The 19,124-nt window shown below is 47.8% G+C and carries 15 protein-coding genes and 5 tRNA genes; all 20 read left to right on the forward strand.

Annotation, left to right across the window (positions count from 1 at the left end):
* Nucleotides 1-125: 125 nt before the first annotated feature.
* A complete protein-coding gene (alr, locus tag AC1RJL_RS00005) occupies nt 126-1,292 on the forward strand; it encodes an alanine racemase (protein ID WP_492910711.1) in 1,167 nt (388 codons plus the stop codon).
* Nucleotides 1,289-2,287, forward strand: coding sequence for a bifunctional biotin--[acetyl-CoA-carboxylase] ligase/biotin operon repressor BirA (gene birA, locus AC1RJL_RS00010; RefSeq protein WP_492910712.1), 999 nt, complete (start codon nt 1,289-1,291; stop codon nt 2,285-2,287). Before alr ends, birA begins: the two co-directional genes overlap by 4 nt.
* The gene (locus AC1RJL_RS00015) at nt 2,284-3,030 is read left to right on the forward strand and encodes a type III pantothenate kinase (RefSeq protein WP_492910713.1); all 747 of its coding nucleotides are present in this window, start codon (nt 2,284-2,286) and stop codon (nt 3,028-3,030) included. Before birA ends, AC1RJL_RS00015 begins: the two co-directional genes overlap by 4 nt.
* Nucleotides 3,031-3,045: 15 nt before the next feature.
* Nucleotides 3,046-3,768 (forward strand): SPOR domain-containing protein, encoded by a 723-nt coding sequence (locus AC1RJL_RS00020; RefSeq protein ID WP_492910714.1) that lies wholly within the window; start codon nt 3,046-3,048, stop codon nt 3,766-3,768.
* Nucleotides 3,769-3,813: 45 nt separating this feature from the next.
* Nucleotides 3,814-3,889, forward strand: a tRNA-Thr gene (locus AC1RJL_RS00025).
* A gap of 93 nt (nt 3,890-3,982) precedes the next feature.
* Nucleotides 3,983-4,066 (forward strand) — tRNA-Tyr (locus tag AC1RJL_RS00030).
* A gap of 61 nt (nt 4,067-4,127) precedes the next feature.
* A tRNA-Gly gene (locus AC1RJL_RS00035) sits at nt 4,128-4,201 on the forward strand.
* Between the two features lie 17 nt (nt 4,202-4,218).
* Nucleotides 4,219-4,294, forward strand: a tRNA-Thr gene (locus AC1RJL_RS00040).
* A gap of 76 nt (nt 4,295-4,370) precedes the next feature.
* The gene (gene tuf, locus AC1RJL_RS00045) at nt 4,371-5,594 is read left to right on the forward strand and encodes an elongation factor Tu (protein WP_492910715.1); all 1,224 of its coding nucleotides are present in this window, start codon (nt 4,371-4,373) and stop codon (nt 5,592-5,594) included.
* A gap of 54 nt (nt 5,595-5,648) precedes the next feature.
* Nucleotides 5,649-5,724, forward strand: a tRNA-Trp gene (locus tag AC1RJL_RS00050).
* Nucleotides 5,725-5,749: 25 nt separating this feature from the next.
* On the forward strand, nt 5,750-6,118 hold the full coding sequence (gene secE, locus AC1RJL_RS00055) for a preprotein translocase subunit SecE (RefSeq protein ID WP_492910716.1): 369 nt from the start codon (nt 5,750-5,752) through the stop codon (nt 6,116-6,118).
* Between the two features lie 6 nt (nt 6,119-6,124).
* Entirely contained in the window at nt 6,125-6,658 is a 534-nt protein-coding gene (gene nusG / locus AC1RJL_RS00060) for a transcription termination/antitermination protein NusG (protein WP_133684962.1), read from the forward strand.
* A gap of 144 nt (nt 6,659-6,802) precedes the next feature.
* Nucleotides 6,803-7,234, forward strand: coding sequence for a 50S ribosomal protein L11 (rplK, locus tag AC1RJL_RS00065; protein WP_492910717.1), 432 nt, complete (start codon nt 6,803-6,805; stop codon nt 7,232-7,234).
* A 1-nt stretch (nt 7,235) separates the two neighbouring features.
* Nucleotides 7,236-7,931: a 50S ribosomal protein L1 gene (gene rplA / locus AC1RJL_RS00070; protein ID WP_133684964.1), complete on the forward strand. Its 696-nt coding sequence runs from the start codon at nt 7,236-7,238 to the stop codon at nt 7,929-7,931.
* 284 nt (nt 7,932-8,215) lie between these two features.
* Nucleotides 8,216-8,710, forward strand: coding sequence for a 50S ribosomal protein L10 (gene rplJ, locus AC1RJL_RS00075; protein WP_133684965.1), 495 nt, complete (start codon nt 8,216-8,218; stop codon nt 8,708-8,710).
* 64 nt (nt 8,711-8,774) lie between these two features.
* Complete coding sequence (gene rplL / locus AC1RJL_RS00080; RefSeq protein ID WP_492910718.1) at nt 8,775-9,143, forward strand: 50S ribosomal protein L7/L12; 369 nt, start codon at nt 8,775-8,777, stop codon at nt 9,141-9,143.
* 247 nt (nt 9,144-9,390) lie between these two features.
* Entirely contained in the window at nt 9,391-13,476 is a 4,086-nt protein-coding gene (gene rpoB / locus AC1RJL_RS00085) for a DNA-directed RNA polymerase subunit beta (RefSeq protein ID WP_492910719.1), read from the forward strand.
* Between the two features lie 128 nt (nt 13,477-13,604).
* Nucleotides 13,605-17,828, forward strand: coding sequence for a DNA-directed RNA polymerase subunit beta' (gene rpoC / locus AC1RJL_RS00090; protein WP_492910720.1), 4,224 nt, complete (start codon nt 13,605-13,607; stop codon nt 17,826-17,828).
* A gap of 264 nt (nt 17,829-18,092) precedes the next feature.
* Nucleotides 18,093-18,464: a 30S ribosomal protein S12 gene (gene rpsL, locus AC1RJL_RS00095; protein ID WP_062058902.1), complete on the forward strand. Its 372-nt coding sequence runs from the start codon at nt 18,093-18,095 to the stop codon at nt 18,462-18,464.
* A 136-nt stretch (nt 18,465-18,600) separates the two neighbouring features.
* Nucleotides 18,601-19,071, forward strand: a complete 471-nt coding sequence (gene rpsG, locus AC1RJL_RS00100; protein ID WP_007644453.1) for a 30S ribosomal protein S7 — start codon at nt 18,601-18,603, stop codon at nt 19,069-19,071.
* Nucleotides 19,072-19,124 lie beyond the last annotated feature (53 nt).

The raw sequence follows: 19,124 nt of genomic DNA on the forward strand, positions 1-19,124 counted from the left end.
CCCATGTGAGAGTAGGTCATCGTCAAGCTTCTAATCCAAAGCCCCTTCAGGCACCCTGACGGGGCTTTTTTGTTTTTGCTTTGTCGATTTCTATGTTGTTTTCCTGAACGTTGTTGCCAATACTGGTGGATTTTGCGCTTGTGCTCTGCTTAGATGCATTCCTTTTAAATAAAGCGCAAAGCGGGTTTAACAGCGTGTTAACTATAGATCTGGCAGCCATTCAGGCTAATTGGCTTACATTACAAACCATGGGTACTGGCGCTACTGTTGCTGGTGTTATAAAAGCAAATGCGTATGGTTTGGGAGCTGATCAGGTAGGTAATGCCTTGTATGGCGTTGGTTGCCAGGAGTTCTTTTTCGCTTCAATAGGTGAAGCGCTTGCCGCCAAACAATACCTGCCGCAGTCGGCCTTTATATATATGTTGGGTGGAATCAATAAAGGCGATGAATCCATCATAATTGAAGCAGGTGTGATTCCTGTTCTCTATTCTTTATCGTCGATCAATGCTTGGGTTAAGGCAAACTCTGTATTGAGTTCCAATGCTCCTTGTGCAATAAAAATAAATACGGGCATGACTCGTTTTGGGCTTGATCTCGATCAGTTCAAAGCGCTTTGCAATGATCTTGTATTACTCCGCGCAATTAATCCGATCTTGTTCATGAGTCATCTTGCATGTGCTGATGAGCAAGATCATCCATTGAATATTTTGCAGCGAGATAGATTTGCCCATTGTGCTAATTTAATTAAATCGTTCATTCCTGGTATTCGCCTTAGCCTTGCAAATTCTTCTGGTATTTTTTTGGGCGACACCTGGCATTTTGATTTGTTGCGCCCAGGTGCTGCGCTTTATGGCATCAATCCTGTGCCCGGTCTTCCAAATCCTATGCGCCCCGTTGTTCGTCTATCATTACCGATCACGCAAGTGCGAACACTTGATGCACCCGCTGCAATTGGTTATGGCAGCAGTGCTGTTTTGCCACAAGGGGCGCGTGTAGTGGTTGCCAGAGGTGGTTATGCTGATGGCTTGCATCGCACTTTGGGATTGCAGCCGGAAGGAGTTTTGTGTGGGCAAAATGTGAAAGCCGTTGGGCGTATATCAATGGACGCTACTATATTTGATATTTCTTCAATCGATTTACCTGATGATTTGCTCTTGGGTGAAAAAATAGAAGTTATAAATGAACAGCTCTCGCTGGAATATCTGGCAAATAAAAATAAAACATTGGGTTACGAAATTTTGACCAGCCTTGGTGCTCGTTATGAGCGCGAATATTTGGCGGGTTCTCTATGACAGCAGAAATTAACACTTTGGATTCCGGCTCCTTGCGACAAATATTGGATTTACTTTCTGATGGCCTATTCCATTCCGGGGAAGAGATAGGCTTGTTGTTGGGGATTAGTCGTGCAGCAGTATGGAAGCATTTACAAAAGTTGGAGGTCTTGGGTATTGGTGTGCTGTCAGTTAAGGGGCGAGGATATTGTATTGAGGGTGGTCTGGATTTATTGGATCAAAAGAAAATATTGGATCAGTTGAAATCAAATCTTCCGCTAAATTTATGTGTATTTGCGCAAATTGATTCCACCAATTCATATCTTATGCGGCAAGATAATCCAGTGATGCAAGTGTGTTTTGCTGAATCGCAAACTGCCGGACGTGGGCGGCGCGGGCGAGTGTGGATAAGTCCTTTTGCGCAAAATTTATATTGTTCGATTGGTTGGGGATTTGAAGGTGGCATTGCTGCGATTGAAGGGTTAAGTTTGGTGATCGGTTTGGCAGTTGAACGTGCTTTGCGACATTGCGGTGTTGTGGGCGTCGAATTAAAGTGGCCAAACGATGTGCTTTATGAGAATAAAAAATTAGCGGGAGTTTTGATTGAAATAACAGGAGATCCTGCCGGTTACTGTCAGGTAGTTATTGGTGTCGGTATTAATGTCGCAATGAGTAAGGATCAGGCTGGTGCTATTGATCAGCCATGGATAGATCTGCACAGCATATGTCGCCGCCAGCAAGTTGCTGAGGTGTCGAGAAATTATCTTGCTGCAACCTTAATCGACGAGTTGGTATTGGTGCTGGATGGTTATGAGCGCAAGGGTTTTGTTGCGTATTGTGCGGAGTGGCAATCGTTAAATGCACATGCGGGAAAGCAGATTGAGTTGCGCAATGGTAATTCCATTCATTCCGGTGAATGTATGGGGGTTTCCGAAGATGGTGCATTGCGGGTTAAAACTGCCATTGGAGAAGAGCAATTTCATGGCGGTGAAATATCGTTGAGGCCTATCCCGTGATTCTGGAAATTGATATGGGCAATACGCGTCTAAAATGGCGTGTAAGAGATGGAAAGATAAATTTAGCGCAAGGGTTTGTCGGTACTGAATCCGATCTTGATACGTTAAATAGAGAACTGAAACCATATCGTGAGTCGATAGCTAACGTTTGGGTTGTGAGCGTTGTTGGCACCATATTGGAGCAAAAGCTGATTGATTGGTCTATTGCTTATTTAAGTTTGCCCCCTTTGTTTGCGCGAAGCACGACGGCCTGTGGTCTGGTGCGTAATGGGTACGAAGAACCGCTTGCCTTAGGAGCTGATCGCTGGCTGGGATTGGTTGCTGCATATCAAGATGTGAGAAAGGCTTGTGTTATTGTGTCATTTGGTACGGCTATAACGGTGGATCTGGTGGCCGAGGATGGCGGGCATTTAGGTGGGTACATCGCGCCGGGAATCAATCTTATGTTAGATTCGCTGACTTCCGGGACTCGACAAATCAAATTGGATGAGGGGCTTTCAATTGCGAGTTTGTCACCGGCTACGGCGACTGCGGATGCAGTTCATTCTGCATGTACTGCAATGGTGGTGGGTTTGATAAATAACGGTATACACCAGTTGCATACGAACGATGCTGTGAGTGACGAAATAGAATTAATTTTTACAGGTGGTGATGCGGTCAAATTGCTGCCTTTTTATCCGCGGGCTCGATTGATTCCAGGGTTGGTATTGGATGGTCTTGCTTGTGTCTTGGGTAATCCATAACGGTTGGGGTAATAAATGCGGGCAATTTTTATTCTTTTATTAGCTGCCAATCTTGTGTTTTTTGGGCACCAGTATTTTTTTGCGGAGAAAAAAGATACTGCAATGCCTATAGAAATCAAAAAAGACAATAATTCCTCCAGTGCCAGTTTGCAGCTCCTATCTGAGCAAGGGCGCGCGGCAACACTAAAGGCAAAAGAGCAAAAAGAATCCAAAAGGATCGTGCAATCAAATGCTGCGTTATCTGGTGAAAAGTTGGGGCAAGAGTTTTGCACAATGCTTGGGCCCTATGGGCAACTATTGCAGGCTGAATATGCCGTAGAGCGATTATCTTCTTTAGGGGTTGCTGCACGCATCGCTCCTATTGAAATCAAGGATGGAGAATCATACTGGGTGTATTTGAAGCCGGAGATGTCGGAAAAGGAGGCTGTTCGTCGTTTATATGAATTGGCAAATAAAAATATAGAGAGTCACGTTATTGCAAAAGGTGAGCTAACGAATGGGATATCTTTTGGGCGCTTTGCTGATTATGCAGAGGCGGAGGCAAGGTCAGCTGAAATAAAAAAACAAGGGTATGAGCCTGAAATAAAAATGTTGCCCAAGATGATTCAAGAGACTTGGGTGGTGGTTGATAACGGTTTTGCTGAAAAAATAGACGAAACCGTATGGGCAGACCTGATAACAAAAGAGCCTGGCTTGGAAAAACGACTAAATTTCTGTTTAGGTGTTGCTTCCCAGTAAATGTTTCACTAGAATTCTGCCTCCACAAACAGCCGTGGTCAAAAAGCTGGCGTAGCTCAGTAGGTAGAGCAGCTGACTTGTAATCAGCCGGTCGGGGGTTCGATTCCTCTCGCCAGCTCCAGTTTTGATTGTGGTTGTAGCGTAAGTCTGTGAATTTGTTAAAAAAATAGATTGACAGTTATTGTTGTGGGTCGGAAAATGCCGGCGGTTTTCGGCAGGGGTTCCCGAGCGGCCAAAGGGATCAGACTGTAAATCTGACGCGTAAGCTTCGATGGTTCGAATCCATCCCCCTGCACCATATTTCCTCAGTTATGAGGTAGGCCTGAAGCCTGTGAGCTAGCAGCCAATATCTGATTTTAGCGGGTATGGTTCAATGGTAGAACCTCAGCCTTCCAAGCTGATGGCGCGGGTTCGATTCCCGCTACCCGCTCCAAATTTTTAAGATGTTCGGCTCATATAGCTCAGTTGGTAGAGCACACCCTTGGTAAGGGTGAGGTCAGCAGTTCGAATCTGCTTATGAGCTCCATATATGCTGCGAGGGATAGTCTCTCGCAGCTTTTTTATCTGTGTAAATGTCATCTACGTCTGAGGAGGCGCTCGCAATGGCGAAGGAAAAGTTTGAACGTAACAAACCCCACCTTAACGTGGGCACCATTGGTCACGTTGACCACGGTAAAACCACGCTGACCGCCGCGTTGACCCGCGTGTGTGCAGAAAGCTGGGGCGGCGCATTCGTTGCCTATGATGGTATCGACAACGCGCCGGAAGAAAAGGCTCGCGGTATTACCATCAACACTTCTCACGTAGAGTATGACTCAGCTACCCGTCACTACGCTCACGTTGACTGCCCGGGCCACGCCGACTATGTGAAGAACATGATCACTGGTGCTGCGCAGATGGATGGTGCGATCCTGGTGTGTGGCGCGACCGACGGTCCAATGCCGCAAACCCGCGAACACATCCTGTTGTCTCGCCAGGTAGGTGTTCCTTACATCGTAGTATTCCTGAACAAGGCAGACTTGTTGGCGGAAGACTGTGGTGGTGTGGGTACCGAAGAATACAATGAAATGTTGGAATTGGTAGAAATGGAGCTGCGTGAGCTGCTGTCTACCTATGACTTCCCGGGTGACGATACTCCAATTATCGCTGGTTCTGCCTTGATGGCATTGAACGGTCAGGATGAAAACGGTTTGGGTACTTCTGCAGTACGTAAACTGGTTGAGTCTCTGGATAGCTACATTCCAGAGCCGGTACGTGCTATTGACCAGCCATTCCTGATGCCAGTAGAAGATGTGTTCTCTATCTCTGGTCGCGGTACTGTGGTAACTGGCCGTGTAGAGCGTGGTGTTGTTAAAGTCGGTGAAGAGATCGCGATCGTTGGTCTGAAAGATACCGTTAAAACCACCTGTACCGGTGTTGAAATGTTCCGCAAGCTGCTTGACGAAGGTCGTGCCGGTGAGAACGTAGGTGTTCTGTTGCGCGGTACCAAGCGTGATGACGTTGAGCGCGGTCAGGTATTGGCCAAGCCAAACTCGGTTACCCCGCACACCAAGTTCCAGTCAGAAGTGTACGTATTGTCAAAAGAAGAAGGTGGTCGTCACACGCCATTCTTCAAAGGCTATCGTCCACAGTTCTATTTCCGCACCACCGACGTAACCGGTGCGGTTGAATTGCCGGAAGGTGTAGAAATGGTAATGCCAGGTGACAACGTGCAAATGGTGGTTACTTTGATTCACCCGATTGCGATGGAAGAAGGTTTGCGCTTCGCTATCCGTGAAGGTGGTCGTACTGTTGGTGCTGGTGTTGTTGCCAAAATCATTCAGTAATTAATCTGTGTGCGGCAGTGAATTCTGCCGCTTCACATCTGCTTCAGTTATGTTAGGCCAGTAGTTCAATTGGTAGAGCACCGGTCTCCAAAACCGGGTGTTGGGGGTTCGAGTCCCTCCTGGCCTGCCAAATTTCATGAAGGTTTCTTGCGATAATGACTGCTAATACTGAAGAAAAAGTTTACCGACTGGATGCTATTAAATGGCTTTTGGTTGTGGCTATCGTTGCTGCAGGTATTGTCGGAAACTCTCATTTCTCCGCCGAATCTATTTTGTATCGCGCATTGGGCTTGTTGGTCCTGGCTGCTGTTGCAATATTTGTTGCTTTGCAGACTGCCAAGGGTACAGCAATAGCTGATGTTGTTCGCGGTGCTCTGGTTGAGTTGCGCAAGGTGGTTTGGCCTACTCGCCAAGAAACAAACCAGACAACCTTGATTGTGCTGGCTGTAGTGTTTTTTATGGCAATCGTTTTGTGGTTGCTCGATACTCTCTTCGGCTTTATTGCTTCCAATATCATAGGATAGATGAGTATGGCTAAGCGTTGGTACGTAGTGCATGCCTATTCTGGCTACGAAAAAAAAGTAGCGGCCTCTCTGCGTGATCGTGTTGCGCTTTACGGCATGGAAGAAAGTTTTGGTGAGATTCTGGTTCCCACCGAAGAAGTTATTGAAATGCGTGGTGGGCAAAAACGTAAAAGTGAGCGCAAGTTTTTTCCTGGTTACGTATTAGTGCAAATGGAATTGAATGATGATACTTGGCATTTGGTAAAGGATACTCCTCGTGTGATGGGGTTCATTGGTGGTAAGGCTGATCAGCCTGCGCCAATTACTGAAAAAGAAGCTGATGCTATTTTGCGTCGTGTTGATGACTCTATTGAAAAGCCCAAGCCAAAAACTATTTTTGAGCCGGGCGAAATGGTGCGTGTTATTGACGGGCCATTTAATGATTTTAACGGCGTTGTTGAAGAAGTTAATTACGACAAAAACAAACTGCGTGTTGCAGTATTGATTTTTGGTCGCTCAACTCCGGTGGAGTTGGAGTTTAGTCAGGTCGAAAAAACCTAATTGCTAAACAAGTTTTAAATGCCCTTCTTTGCTATGCATAGAGGGGTTTTCGTGTCCTTGGTCTGTGCCAGGGCGGGGAGCCTGAGACGTCAGATTTTGCCAAAGGTCTGGCTGAGGCGCTAACACCCATAGGGGAGTAATATCATGGCGAAAAAAGTAACCGCTTACGTTAAGCTGCAAGTTGCAGCTGGCAAAGCAAACCCAAGTCCACCTGTTGGTCCAGCTCTTGGTCAGCACGGTGTTAACATCATGGAATTCTGTAAAGCTTTCAATGCGCAAACACAAGGCATGGAAGTTGGTTCACCGGTACCTGTAATTATCAGTGTATACAGTGACCGTAGCTTTACTTTCGTAATGAAAACGCCACCAGCATCTTTCTTGTTGAAGAAGGCTGCTGGCATTACCAGTGGTAGTGGCCGCCCCAACACTAATAAGGTTGGTAAGGTAACCCGCGCCCAGTTGGAAACCATTGCAACTACCAAATTGGCAGATCTAACAGCATCTGATATGGACGCCGCTGTGCGTACTATTGCTGGTTCTGCTCGTTCAATGGGTCTGGAAGTGGAGGGCGTATAAGATGGCTAAAATTACCAAGCGTCAACGTGCTATTAATGAGAAAGTTGATTCAACTAAACAGTATTCAATTGAAGAAGCGGTTGCGTTGTTGAAAGATCTTTCCAATGTGAAGTTTGCTGAAACTGTTGATGTATCTGTCAACCTTGGGATTGATCCACGTAAATCTGATCAATCAGTTCGCGGTGCAACTACTCTCCCTCATGGTAACGGTAAATCAGTTCGTGTGGCTGTTTTCACCCAAGGCGCCAACGCCGAAGCTGCAAAAGCTGCTGGTGCTGAGTTCGTTGGAATGGATGAATTGGCTGCTGAAATCAAAGCGGGCAAAATGGATTTTGACGTAGTTATTGCCAGCCCTGACGCTATGCGTGTTGTAGGTCAATTGGGTCAGGTGCTCGGTCCGCGTGGCCTTATGCCAAACCCAAAAACCGGCACAGTAACACCCGACGTAGTTACCGCTGTAAAAAATGCCAAAGCTGGCCAGATTCGTTATCGCGCAGAGAAGGGCGGTATTGTTCACGGTGGCTTGGGTAAAATTTCATTTGATGCCGTTGCTATCAAGGAAAACCTTGAGGCACTGATTGGCGATCTGAAAAAAGCCAAGCCAGCAACATCCAAAGGTATTTACATCAAGAAGATTTCCTTGAGTTCTACTATGGGTCCTGGTTTGGTAATCGATCAAGCGTCACTCGCGATTTAATTCGCTGACGCCCAAAGAACTTTGGGGTCCGCTTATTAAGCGGGCCGTCAAAGACCGTAGGTGTCCGAAGTGGTTTGTGTAAACAAATTCTGGGACTTAATGTAAGCCGCCTACGCAGATGGTGAGACCCTATTCAGCTGAATCATGTTACAGCGCAACTGTTACAGAAATTTGGCGAATGACTTCACCGAATAATGGTTCCGGTAAATTTATTGGAACTGGTAGTTAACGATAAATTGATTCTTGCATTTAGCGGAAAAGGTTTATCAATCAGGAGAAATCCCGTGGCATTAGGTCTTGAAGGCAAAAAGGCGATCGTCGCTGAAGTCCAAGACGCTGCAAAGAGCGCTTTGTCTGCTGTTATCGCCGATTCTCGCGGCGTAACTGTTGGCAAGATGACTGCTCTGCGTAAGCAGGCCCGTGAAGCTGGCGTCTGGGTAAAAGTCGTCCGTAACACATTGGCCCGTCGCGCTGTGCAAGGTACAGCTTACGAGTGTCTCGCAGACAAATTCGTAGGTCCAACTCTGATTGCATTCTCTACTGTTCATCCTGGTGCCGGTGCTCGCATCCTTCAGGATTTTGCTAAAGAAAATGACAAGTTTGAGTTGAAAGCTGCTGCCTTTGAAGGTGAGTTAGTGAACATCGCTATGCTGGCTACTTTGCCAACGTACGACGAAGCTATTTCTCGTCTGATGAGCGTGATGAAAGAAGCTTCAGCCGGCAAACTGGTTCGCACTATTGCGGCCGTTCGCGATCAAAAAGAACAGCAAGCTGCTTAATCATTGGATTACGGCTTACTTTAGATTTAACGAGCAAAATGCTCCATTAATTAGGAATTGAGACATGTCTCTGACTAAAGACGATATCATCAATGCCATCGCAGAAATGTCTGTTAAAGACGTTGTTGAGTTGATCTCTGCAATGGAAGAAAAATTCGGTGTTAGCGCTGCTGCTGCAACTGTTGCTGTTGCTGCTGGCCCAGTTGCTGCTGCTGAAGAGCAAACCGAGTTTGACGTAATTCTTTCATCTATCGGTGACAAGAAAGTTAACGTGATTAAGGCTGTTCGTGAGCTGACTGGTCTGGGCTTGAAAGAAGCTAAAGACTTGGTAGAAGCTGCACCTAAAGCGGTTAAAGAAGCTGTTTCCAAAGCTGATGCTGATGCAGCAAAAGCTAAACTGGAAGAAGCTGGTGCAGTCGTAGAAGTTAAGTAATTTATGCCTGTGTCAGGGTCCAGTTACAGTGTGGACACTAGGCTGGTGAGCGTTTGCTCGCCAGCCTTTTTCTGTTTTCAGATGTGTCATTGTTCATAACTGTAATTGAGCTAAAAATGGCAAGCACCAGGTGCGCCATTGATTACTGAAAAAGTAATCACAAGGTAGTCGAGTTTTTACAAAGAAACGCACTTGCGTTTTCATGGCTGCGATCAAGCCCGATCCGCGAACAAGCTGGGGAATACAGATGGCTTACTCATATACTGAGAAAAAACGTATCCGCAAGGATTTTGGCAAACTGCCTCACGTAATGGATGTACCTTACCTTTTGGCGATTCAGTTAGATTCCTACAGAAAGTTTACCCAGGCAGACACTGCGCCTAGTAAGCGCGATGACATGGGGCTGCATGCTGCATTCCGTTCCGTTTTTCCAATTGTCAGTTATTCAGGTAATGCCGCACTCGAATATGTGAGCTACAACCTCGGTAAAGCTGCGTTTGATGTAAACGAGTGTATTCTGCGCGGCGTTACTTATGCCGTACCTTTGCGCGTGAAAGTGCGTTTGATTATTTATGATCGCGAATCATCGAATAAAGCGATTAAAGATATTAAAGAACAAGAAGTGTACATGGGTGAAATTCCGCTCATGACTGATAATGGTACCTTTGTTATCAACGGTACTGAGCGTGTAATTGTTTCCCAGTTGCACCGTTCACCTGGCGTGTTCTTTGATCACGACAAGGGCAAGACCCATTCATCTGGCAAGTTGCTTTATTCCGCTCGTATTATTCCCTACCGTGGTTCCTGGTTGGATTTTGAGTTCGATCCAAAAGACCTGCTGTACGTTCGTATCGACCGTCGCCGTAAATTACCGGCAACTATTTTACTGCGTGCGCTCGGTTTTAGCTCGCAAGAAATGTTGGCGATGTTCTTTGAAACCAGCACTTTTATTTTGGGCAAAGATGGTCAGTTTAGTTACGAAGTTGTGCCATCGCGTCTGCGTGGTGATGTTGCTACTTTTGATATCAAAGATGACAAAGGCAATATTATTGTTGAAGAAGGTCGCCGTATTACCGCGCGCCATATTCGTCAATTGGAAAAAGCCGGCGTTAATCAGATGGATGTTCCATCTGAATACTTGTTAGGCCGCTCACTGGCAAAAGATATTGTCGACACTCGCAGTGGCGAGCTGTTGTTTGAATGCAATACCGAAATTACTGCTGATGCATTGAGCAAGTTGGTTGCTGCAGGCGTGACTGATGTTGAAACCCTGTACACCAACGAATTGGATTGCGGTGCATTTATTTCCGAGACGTTGCGTGTTGATCCAACTCGTACTGCATTGGAGTCGCTGGTTGAAATTTATCGCATGATGCGTCCTGGTGAACCGCCAACCAAAGAGTCGGCTGAGGCACTGTTCCAGAATCTGTTCTTCTCTCAAGAGCGTTACGATCTTTCCGCTGTTGGTCGTATGAAGTTCAACCGTCGTCTTGGCCGTGAAGCTGAGACCGGTGAAGGTACATTGTCCAATGATGATATCGTTGATGTGATGAAGACGCTGATCGCCATACGTAACGGTAAGGGCGTTGTGGATGACATCGATCACTTGGGTAACCGGCGTGTTCGCTCTGTAGGTGAAATGGCAGAAAACCAATTCCGTGTTGGTTTAGTGCGTGTTGAGCGTGCAGTGAAAGAGCGTTTGTCCATGGCAGAAAGCGAAGGTTTGATGCCACAAGATTTGATTAACGCGAAACCGGTTGCCGCTGCAGTTAAAGAATTCTTCGGCTCTTCGCAGTTGTCGCAATTTATGGACCAAAACAACCCGCTGTCAGAGATCACGCACAAGCGTCGTGTCTCTGCGCTTGGCCCGGGTGGTTTGACTCGTGAGCGTGCAGGCTTTGAAGTTCGTGACGTACACCCGACTCACTATGGTCGCGTGTGTCCAATTGAAACTCCGGAAGGTCCAAACATTGGTTTGATCAACTCTTTGGCAACTTATGCCCGTACTAACAACTACGGTTTCCTTGAGAGCCCGTATCGCAAAGTTGTTAACGGGAAAGTGACCAATGAAATTGATTTCCTGTCGGCGATTAATGAATCTGATTATGTAATTGCGCAGGCATCAGCGACTTTGGATGACGGCGGCAATCTGACTGAAGATCTGGTATCTGTACGTCACCTCAATGAATTTACTCTGAAGGCTCCTGCGGACGTCCAATATATGGATGTTTCGGCGCGTCAGGTAGTATCTGTTGCTGCGTCTTTGATTCCATTCCTTGAACACGATGACGCCAACCGCGCATTGATGGGTTCAAACATGCAGCGTCAGGCTGTACCCACCCTGCGCTCACAAAAGCCTCTGGTAGGCACGGGTATGGAGCGTAATGTTGCCTCCGACTCAGGCGTGTGCGTGGTTGCAAAACGCGGTGGTGTGATCGATAGCGTTGATGCTGGCCGTATCGTGGTAAAAGTACATCACGATGAAGTAGAAGCGGGTGATGCCGGTGTTGATATTTACAACCTGATCAAATATACCCGTTCGAACCAAAATACCTGTATTAACCAGCGTCCAATCGTAAGCATGGGTGATTCCGTATCCCGTGGCGACATTCTGGCTGATGGCCCTTCAGTTGATATGGGTGAGTTGGCACTTGGCCAAAACATGCGTATCGCTTTCATGCCGTGGAATGGCTATAACTTCGAAGACTCGATTCTGGTTTCAGAGCGCGTTGTACAAGAAGATCGTTTCACTACTATCCATATTCAGGAATTAACCTGTATCGCACGCGATACCAAGTTGGGCAGCGAAGAAATCACTGCCGATATTCCGAACGTGGGCGAAAGTGCACTGAGCAAGCTCGACGAATCCGGCATCGTATATATCGGTGCGGAAGTTGGCGGCGGCGATATTCTGGTTGGTAAAGTGACACCAAAAGGTGAAACCCAGCTGACGCCGGAAGAGAAACTTCTGCGTGCGATTTTCGGTGAAAAAGCATCTGACGTTAAAGATACATCTTTACGCGTGCCTTCAAGCACCAAAGGTACTGTCATTGATGTCCAGGTATTCACCCGCGATGGTCTTGAAAAGGATCAGCGTAGCTTGGAAATCGAAAAAGCCCAGCTCGACGAAGTTCGTAAAGATTTGAACGAAGAATACCGTATCGTTGAGACCGCAACTTTTGAGCGTTTGCGTTCTGCATTGGTTGGCCAAGTTGTCGCATCAGGAAAAAATGTGAAGAAAGGCGAAGCCATGACTCACGAAATCCTTGATGGCTTGGAAAAAGACCAGTGGTTCAAGTTGCGTATGTCAGAAGAAGTTCTGAATGAGCAGATCGATCGTGCCGAAGAGCAGTTGGCGGAGCGCCGTAAGATTCTTGATGAGCGTTTTGAAGATAAAAAGCGCAAATTGTCTACCGGTGATGATCTTGCTCCAGGCGTGCTCAAAATTGTTAAGGTTTACCTTGCGATCAAGCGTCGTATCCAGCCAGGCGACAAGATGGCCGGTCGTCACGGTAACAAGGGTGTTATCTCGGTCATTATGCCGATTGAAGATATGCCTTACGACGAGAATGGCGAGACTGTTGATATCGTCCTCAACCCGCTCGGTGTACCTTCACGTATGAACGTGGGGCAGGTGTTGGAAATGCACTTGGGTATGGCGGCTAAAGGTTTGGGCGTTAAAATCAACAAGTTGTTGCAAGAGCAAAAAGCCATTGCTGATGTTCGCGCTTTCCTCGAAGACATTTACAACAAGACTGGCGATGTTGCAGCGAAAGAAGATCTTGCTTCTTTCAGCGACAAAGAAATCCTGGATCTGGCTAAAAACCTGGTTGATGGCGTACCTATGGCAACGCCAGTATTTGATGGTGCTAAAGAGCATGAAATCAAAGCACTGTTGCGTTTAGCAGGTTTGTCGGATACCGGTCAGTCCATTCTTTATGATGGTCGTACTGGTGACCAGTTCACTCGTCCTGTGACTGTGGGTTACATGTACATGCTGAAGTTGAACCACTTGGTGGACGACAAGATGCATGCCCGTTCAACCGGTTCATACAGTCTGGTTACTCAACAGCCTCTGGGTGGTAAAGCACAATTTGGTGGTCAGCGTTTTGGTGAGATGGAAGTGTGGGCGCTGGAAGCATACGGCGCTGCTTACACCTTGCAGGAAATGCTTACTGTTAAGTCGGATGACGTTGCGGGTCGTACCAAGATGTATAAAAACATCGTTGATGGCGACCACCGTATGGAGCCCGGCATGCCGGAGTCCTTCAACGTACTGGTTAAGGAAATCCGCTCTCTGGGTATCAACATTGAGCTTGAGCAAGACGATTAATGCTCAAGTTTGCGCGCCAGCATCTGCACTAATCCTGTTGATGCTGGTCGTAACCCGGAACCAGAACACCAAAGAATTTGCCTCGAAGTTTAATGAAAGCTCCCCCGGAGCCAACAGGAGAAAGCGCCTTGAAAGACTTACTGAATTTACTCAAGTCCCAGGGACAAGTCGAAGAATTCGACTCTATTCGTATTAGCTTGGCATCACCTGAAATGATTCGTTCATGGTCGTTTGGCGAAGTAAAAAAGCCAGAGACTATCAACTACCGTACCTTCAAGCCTGAGCGTGAAGGTTTGTTCTGCGCCAAGATCTTTGGTCCGGTAAAAGATTATGAGTGCTTGTGCGGTAAGTACAAGCGCATGAAGCACCGTGGCATTATCTGTGAGAAGTGTGGCGTCGAAGTCACTTTGGCCAAAGTGCGTCGTGAGCGTATGGGCCACATTGAGCTGGCTAGCCCGGTTGCGCATATTTGGTTCTTGAAATCACTGCCGAGCCGTATTGGTTTGTTGCTGGATATGACCCTGCGTGATATCGAGCGTGTACTGTATTTTGAATCCTACGTAGTGACCGAGCCAGGTATGACTACCTTGGAGCGCGGTCAATTGCTCTCTGACGAGCAATATTTCGAAGCAATGGAAGAGTTCGGTGACGAATTCGAAGCGCAAATGGGTGCTGAAGCAATTCAAACCTTGATGCGTGCTATTGATTTGGAATCAGAAATTCAACGTCTGCGTGAAGAAATTCCTAATACCACCAGCGAGACCAAAATCAAAAAATACTCCAAGCGCTTGAAGCTGTTGGAAGCATTCTTCTTCTCTGGCAATAAGCCTGAGTGGATGGTAATGGAAGTATTGCCGGTATTGCCGCCAGATTTGCGTCCATTGGTTCCATTGGATGGCGGCCGCTTTGCGACTTCCGACCTGAATGATTTGTATCGTCGCGTAATCAACCGTAACAACCGTTTGAAGCGTCTGTTGGATCTGAATGCACCTGACATCATCGTGCGCAACGAAAAGCGTATGCTGCAAGAAGCGGTAGATGCTCTGTTGGATAATGGTCGTCGCGGTCGTGCGATCACCGGTTCGAACAAGCGTCCGCTGAAGTCTTTGGCAGATATGATCAAAGGTAAGCAAGGTCGTTTCCGTCAAAACCTGCTCGGTAAGCGCGTTGACTACTCCGGCCGTTCGGTAATCGTAGTAGGCCCAACTTTGCGTCTGCATCAGTGCGGTCTGCCGAAGAAAATGGCATTGGAATTGTTCAAACCGTTTATTTTCAGCAAGCTCGAATTGCGCGGTTTGGCGACCACGATTAAAGCCGCCAAGAAAATGGTTGAGCGCGAAGAAGCTGTCGTTTGGGATATCCTCGACGAAGTTATCCGCGAGCATCCGGTTCTCCTGAACCGTGCACCGACACTTCACCGCCTTGGTATCCAGGCGTTTGAGCCGGTACTGATTGAAGGTAAAGCGATTCAACTGCACCCGCTTGTTTGTTCTGCGTACAACGCCGACTTCGACGGTGACCAGATGGCAGTTCATGTTCCACTGACTATTGAAGCCCAGTTGGAAGCGCGCGCATTGATGATGTCTACCAACAATATCCTTTCTCCTGCGTCAGGTGAACCAATTATCGTTCCGTCACAGGACGTGGTATTGGGTTTGTATTGGATGACTCGCGACCGTGTTAACGCCAAAGGTGAGAACATGGTGTTTGCGGATCCAGCTGAAGTGTCACGTGCTTACTACTCCAAGCAAGTTGATCTGCAGGCGCGTATTAAAGTGCGCTTGAGTGAAACTTTGATCGGTGAAGAAGGCGAAAAGACCACAACTGTCAAGTTGGTTAGCACCACTGTTGGTCGTGTGCTGCTGTGGGAAATCTGCCCTGCAGGTATGCCACTGGAAATGATTAACCGTCCAATGGTTAAGAAGGCAATTTCTGCTGCAATCAACTACTGCTACCGCGTAGTAGGTCTGAAAGCGACTGTTATTTTCGCTGACCGTTTGATGTACATGGGTTATGACTTCTCTACCAAGTCCGGTTCATCAATTGGTGTTAACGACTTCACCATTCCTGCTGCAAAAGCGGAGATTATTGGTCGCGCTGACGCTGAAGTAAAAGAAATCGAAACCCAATACGCTTCAGGTCTTGTGACCCAGGGCGAGAAATACAACAAAGTTATCGACATCTGGTCACGTGCTAACGATTTGGTTGCCAAATCGATGATGGAAGGTATTTCCAAAGAAGCTGTTATCAACCGCGATGGCGTTGAAGAATTGCAACCGTCATTTAACTCCGTATTTATGTATGCCGACTCAGGTGCGCGTGGTTCGCCCGCCCAGATCCGTCAGTTGGCAGGTATGCGTGGGTTGATGGCGCGTCCGGATGGCTCGATCATCGAGACGCCAATTAAAGCGAATTTCCGTGAAGGCTTGAACGTACTCCAGTACTTCATCTCAACCCACGGTGCGCGTAAAGGTTTGGCGGATACCGCATTGAAGACCGCGAACTCCGGTTACTTGACCCGTCGCTTGGTTGACGTTGCGCAAGATCTTGTCGTGACAGCTATCGACTGTGGCACCGATGAAGGTTTGACTATGTCACCGGTAATCGAAGGCGGCGACGTTATCGAATCTCTGGGTGATCGTATCCTCGGTCGTATTATTGCACGCGACGTTATTCGTCCCGGCACCGATGAAATCCTGGTTCCTGCTGGCACCATGATTGACGAAGCCTGGGTTGAGCGTGTTGAAGCTATGGGCATTGATGAAGTGCTGGTGCGCTCACCGATTACCTGTGAAGCGCGCAGCGGTATCTGTTCTATGTGTTACGGCCGTGACCTTGCTCGTGGTCATCGTGTTAACGTGGGCGAGGCGGTTGGTGTTATCGCAGCCCAGTCAATCGGTGAACCTGGTACCCAATTGACCATGCGTACCTTCCACATCGGTGGTGCGGCATCGCGAGCGTCTGCAGCAGATAGCGTACAAGTTAAACAAGAAGGTACTGTGCGTTTGCTCAACGTGAAAGTTGTGAGCAACCCTGCTGGTAACCTGGTTGCAGTTTCCCGTTCCGGTGAATTGGCAATTGCCGATGGCAGCGGTCGTGAGCGCGAGCGTTACAAGATTCCTTACGGTGCATTGATCACCGTTAAAGATGGCGAAGCAGTAAAAGGCGGCCAGATTATTGCCAAATGGGATCCGCATACCCACCCGATCGTATCGGAAGTGGCAGGTACTGTTGCATTCTCGGGTATGGAAGACGGTCTCTCTATCCGTCGTCAAACCGACGAATTGACTGGTTTGAGCTCGATCGAAGTTCTCGATCCTGCCGAGCGTCCGTCAGCGGGTAAAGATCTGCGCCCAGCTGTAACATTGGTAGATGCCAAAGGTAAAGAGCTGTTCCTGGCTAACACCAACGTGCCTGCGCACTATATGTTGCCGCCGAAAGCAATTTTGAGTATCAACAACAGCGACATTATTAATGTGGGCGACATTATTGCGCGTATCCCGCAAGAAGGCTCCAAGACCCGTGATATCACCGGTGGTCTGCCGCGCGTTGCTGATTTGTTCGAAGCTCGTCGTCCGAAAGAGCCGTCAATCCTGGCGGAAATTTCCGGTACTGTGAGCTTTGGTAAAGAGACCAAGGGCAAGCGTCGCTTGATTATTACTCCAACCGACGGTCAGGTACTGGATGATGGTTCAACCCATTATGAAGTTCTGATTCCGAAGCATCGCCAGTTAACCGTGTTCGAAGGTGAAATGGTTGCGAAGGGTGAGGTTGTGTCTGATGGTCCTGCGAACCCGCACGACATTTTGCGTCTGCAAGGTGTTGAGGCGTTGGCGCGCTACATTACCAACGAAATCCAAGACGTTTACCGTCTGCAAGGCGTGAAGATTAACGATAAGCATATTGAAACTATCGTTCGTCAAATGCTGCGTAAAGTAGAAATCAGCACCATGGGTGATTCTACGTTCGTGAAAGGCGAACAGGTTGAATATAACCACGTACTGGAAGAAAACGAAAAACTGCGTGCAGAGGCTCGTCAACCGGCCAATTACGAGCGCCAGCTGCTGGGTATTACCAAAGCATCTTTGGCGACTGAATCGTTTATCTCTGCGGCATCCTTCCAGGAAACTACCCGCGTATTGACCGAAGCGGCAGTAACTGGCAAGAAAGATGCGTTGCGCGGCCTGAAAGAAAACGTGGTTGTGGGTCGTTTGATCCCAGCGGGTACCGGTTTGGCGTATCACTCAGACCGTAAGCGTCGCCGCGAAGCGGCAATCGGCAACGATGTTGGTGTGAGCGCTGAAGATGTTGAAGCAGCATTGACCGAGGCATTGAAATCAAGCATTGGCTAATGTTTGATAATTTGCCGAAGTAATGAGGGCCTGAGAGCTCTCAGGGTAGACCCAAAGCAAGGCTGGCGACCCCAGCCTTGCTTTTTTATCGGACAATTGTCCATTAAATAAGCGGGCTTTACCTTGACGGTGGTGGGGTGCATCTTTACAATGCGCCACCCACTTTTTCCGAAGTGGGAAGCAGGGCTATTGTTGTTGTATTAGCCCGCTTTCTTAAACCTGCCTTCTAATAATGAAGGCGTATTACCTGTGGAGTTTGTTTTCATGCCAACGATCAATCAATTGATTCGTAAGCCGAGAAAACCCATCGTAGATAAGAGCGACGTTCCAGCTCTGCAAGGCAATCCGCAAAGACGCGGTGTTTGCACTCGCGTTTATACGACTACACCGAAAAAGCCAAACTCAGCATTGCGTAAAGTGTGCCGTGTTCGTTTGACCAATGGCTTTGAAGTGTCTTCCTATATCGGCGGTGAAGGCCATAACTTGCAAGAGCACAGCGTGGTACTGATCCGTGGCGGTCGTGTTAAAGACTTGCCTGGTGTTCGTTACCATACTGTACGCGGTTCACTGGATACTTCTGGTGTTGCCAAGCGTAGACAAGGTCGTTCCAAATACGGTGCTAAACGTCCTAAGTAATAGTGGGCGGATATCATCCGCCACTGATGCTTTGCGTTTAATGTTTTCGGTGTACAACCGAGTAAGGCCAAGCAAATTTCGAAGCAATTGGGCTTCAAATGTTGTCTTGGAAAATTCCTGAAGAGAGGCTATTAAAATGCCAAGAAGACGAGTCGTCGCCAAACGCGACACGCTGCCGGATCCTAAATACGGTAACGTGACTCTGGCAAAGTTTATGAACCACGTGATGATCAGTGGTAAGAAGTCGGTAGCAGAGCGCATTATTTACGGCGCTATGGATATCGTTAAAACCAAATTGAATCGCGATCCTCTGGAGGTTTTCTCTGAGGCTCTCGAGAACATCGCTCCGCTGGTTGAGGTTAAATCCCGCCGTGTGGGCGGTGCAACCTATCAGGTTCCTGTTGAAGTGCGTGCGTCTCGCCGTACTGCACTGGCAATGCGCTGGTTGGTGGATTACTCCCGTAAGCGCGGTGAGAAATCAATGCCGGCGCGTTTGGCTGGTGAGCTGATGGATGCTGCACAAGGCAAAGGCGCTGCGGTTAAGAAGCGTGAAGACGTTCACCGTATGGCTGAAGCGAACAAGGCGTTCTCGCACTTCCGCTTCTAAGTGGATGCGACGTCTGATTAGCTATGTGAGACAAAGGCAGCAAGGCTGCCTTT

Source organism: Cellvibrio sp. GW822-FHT04B05, from assembly GCF_058800985.1.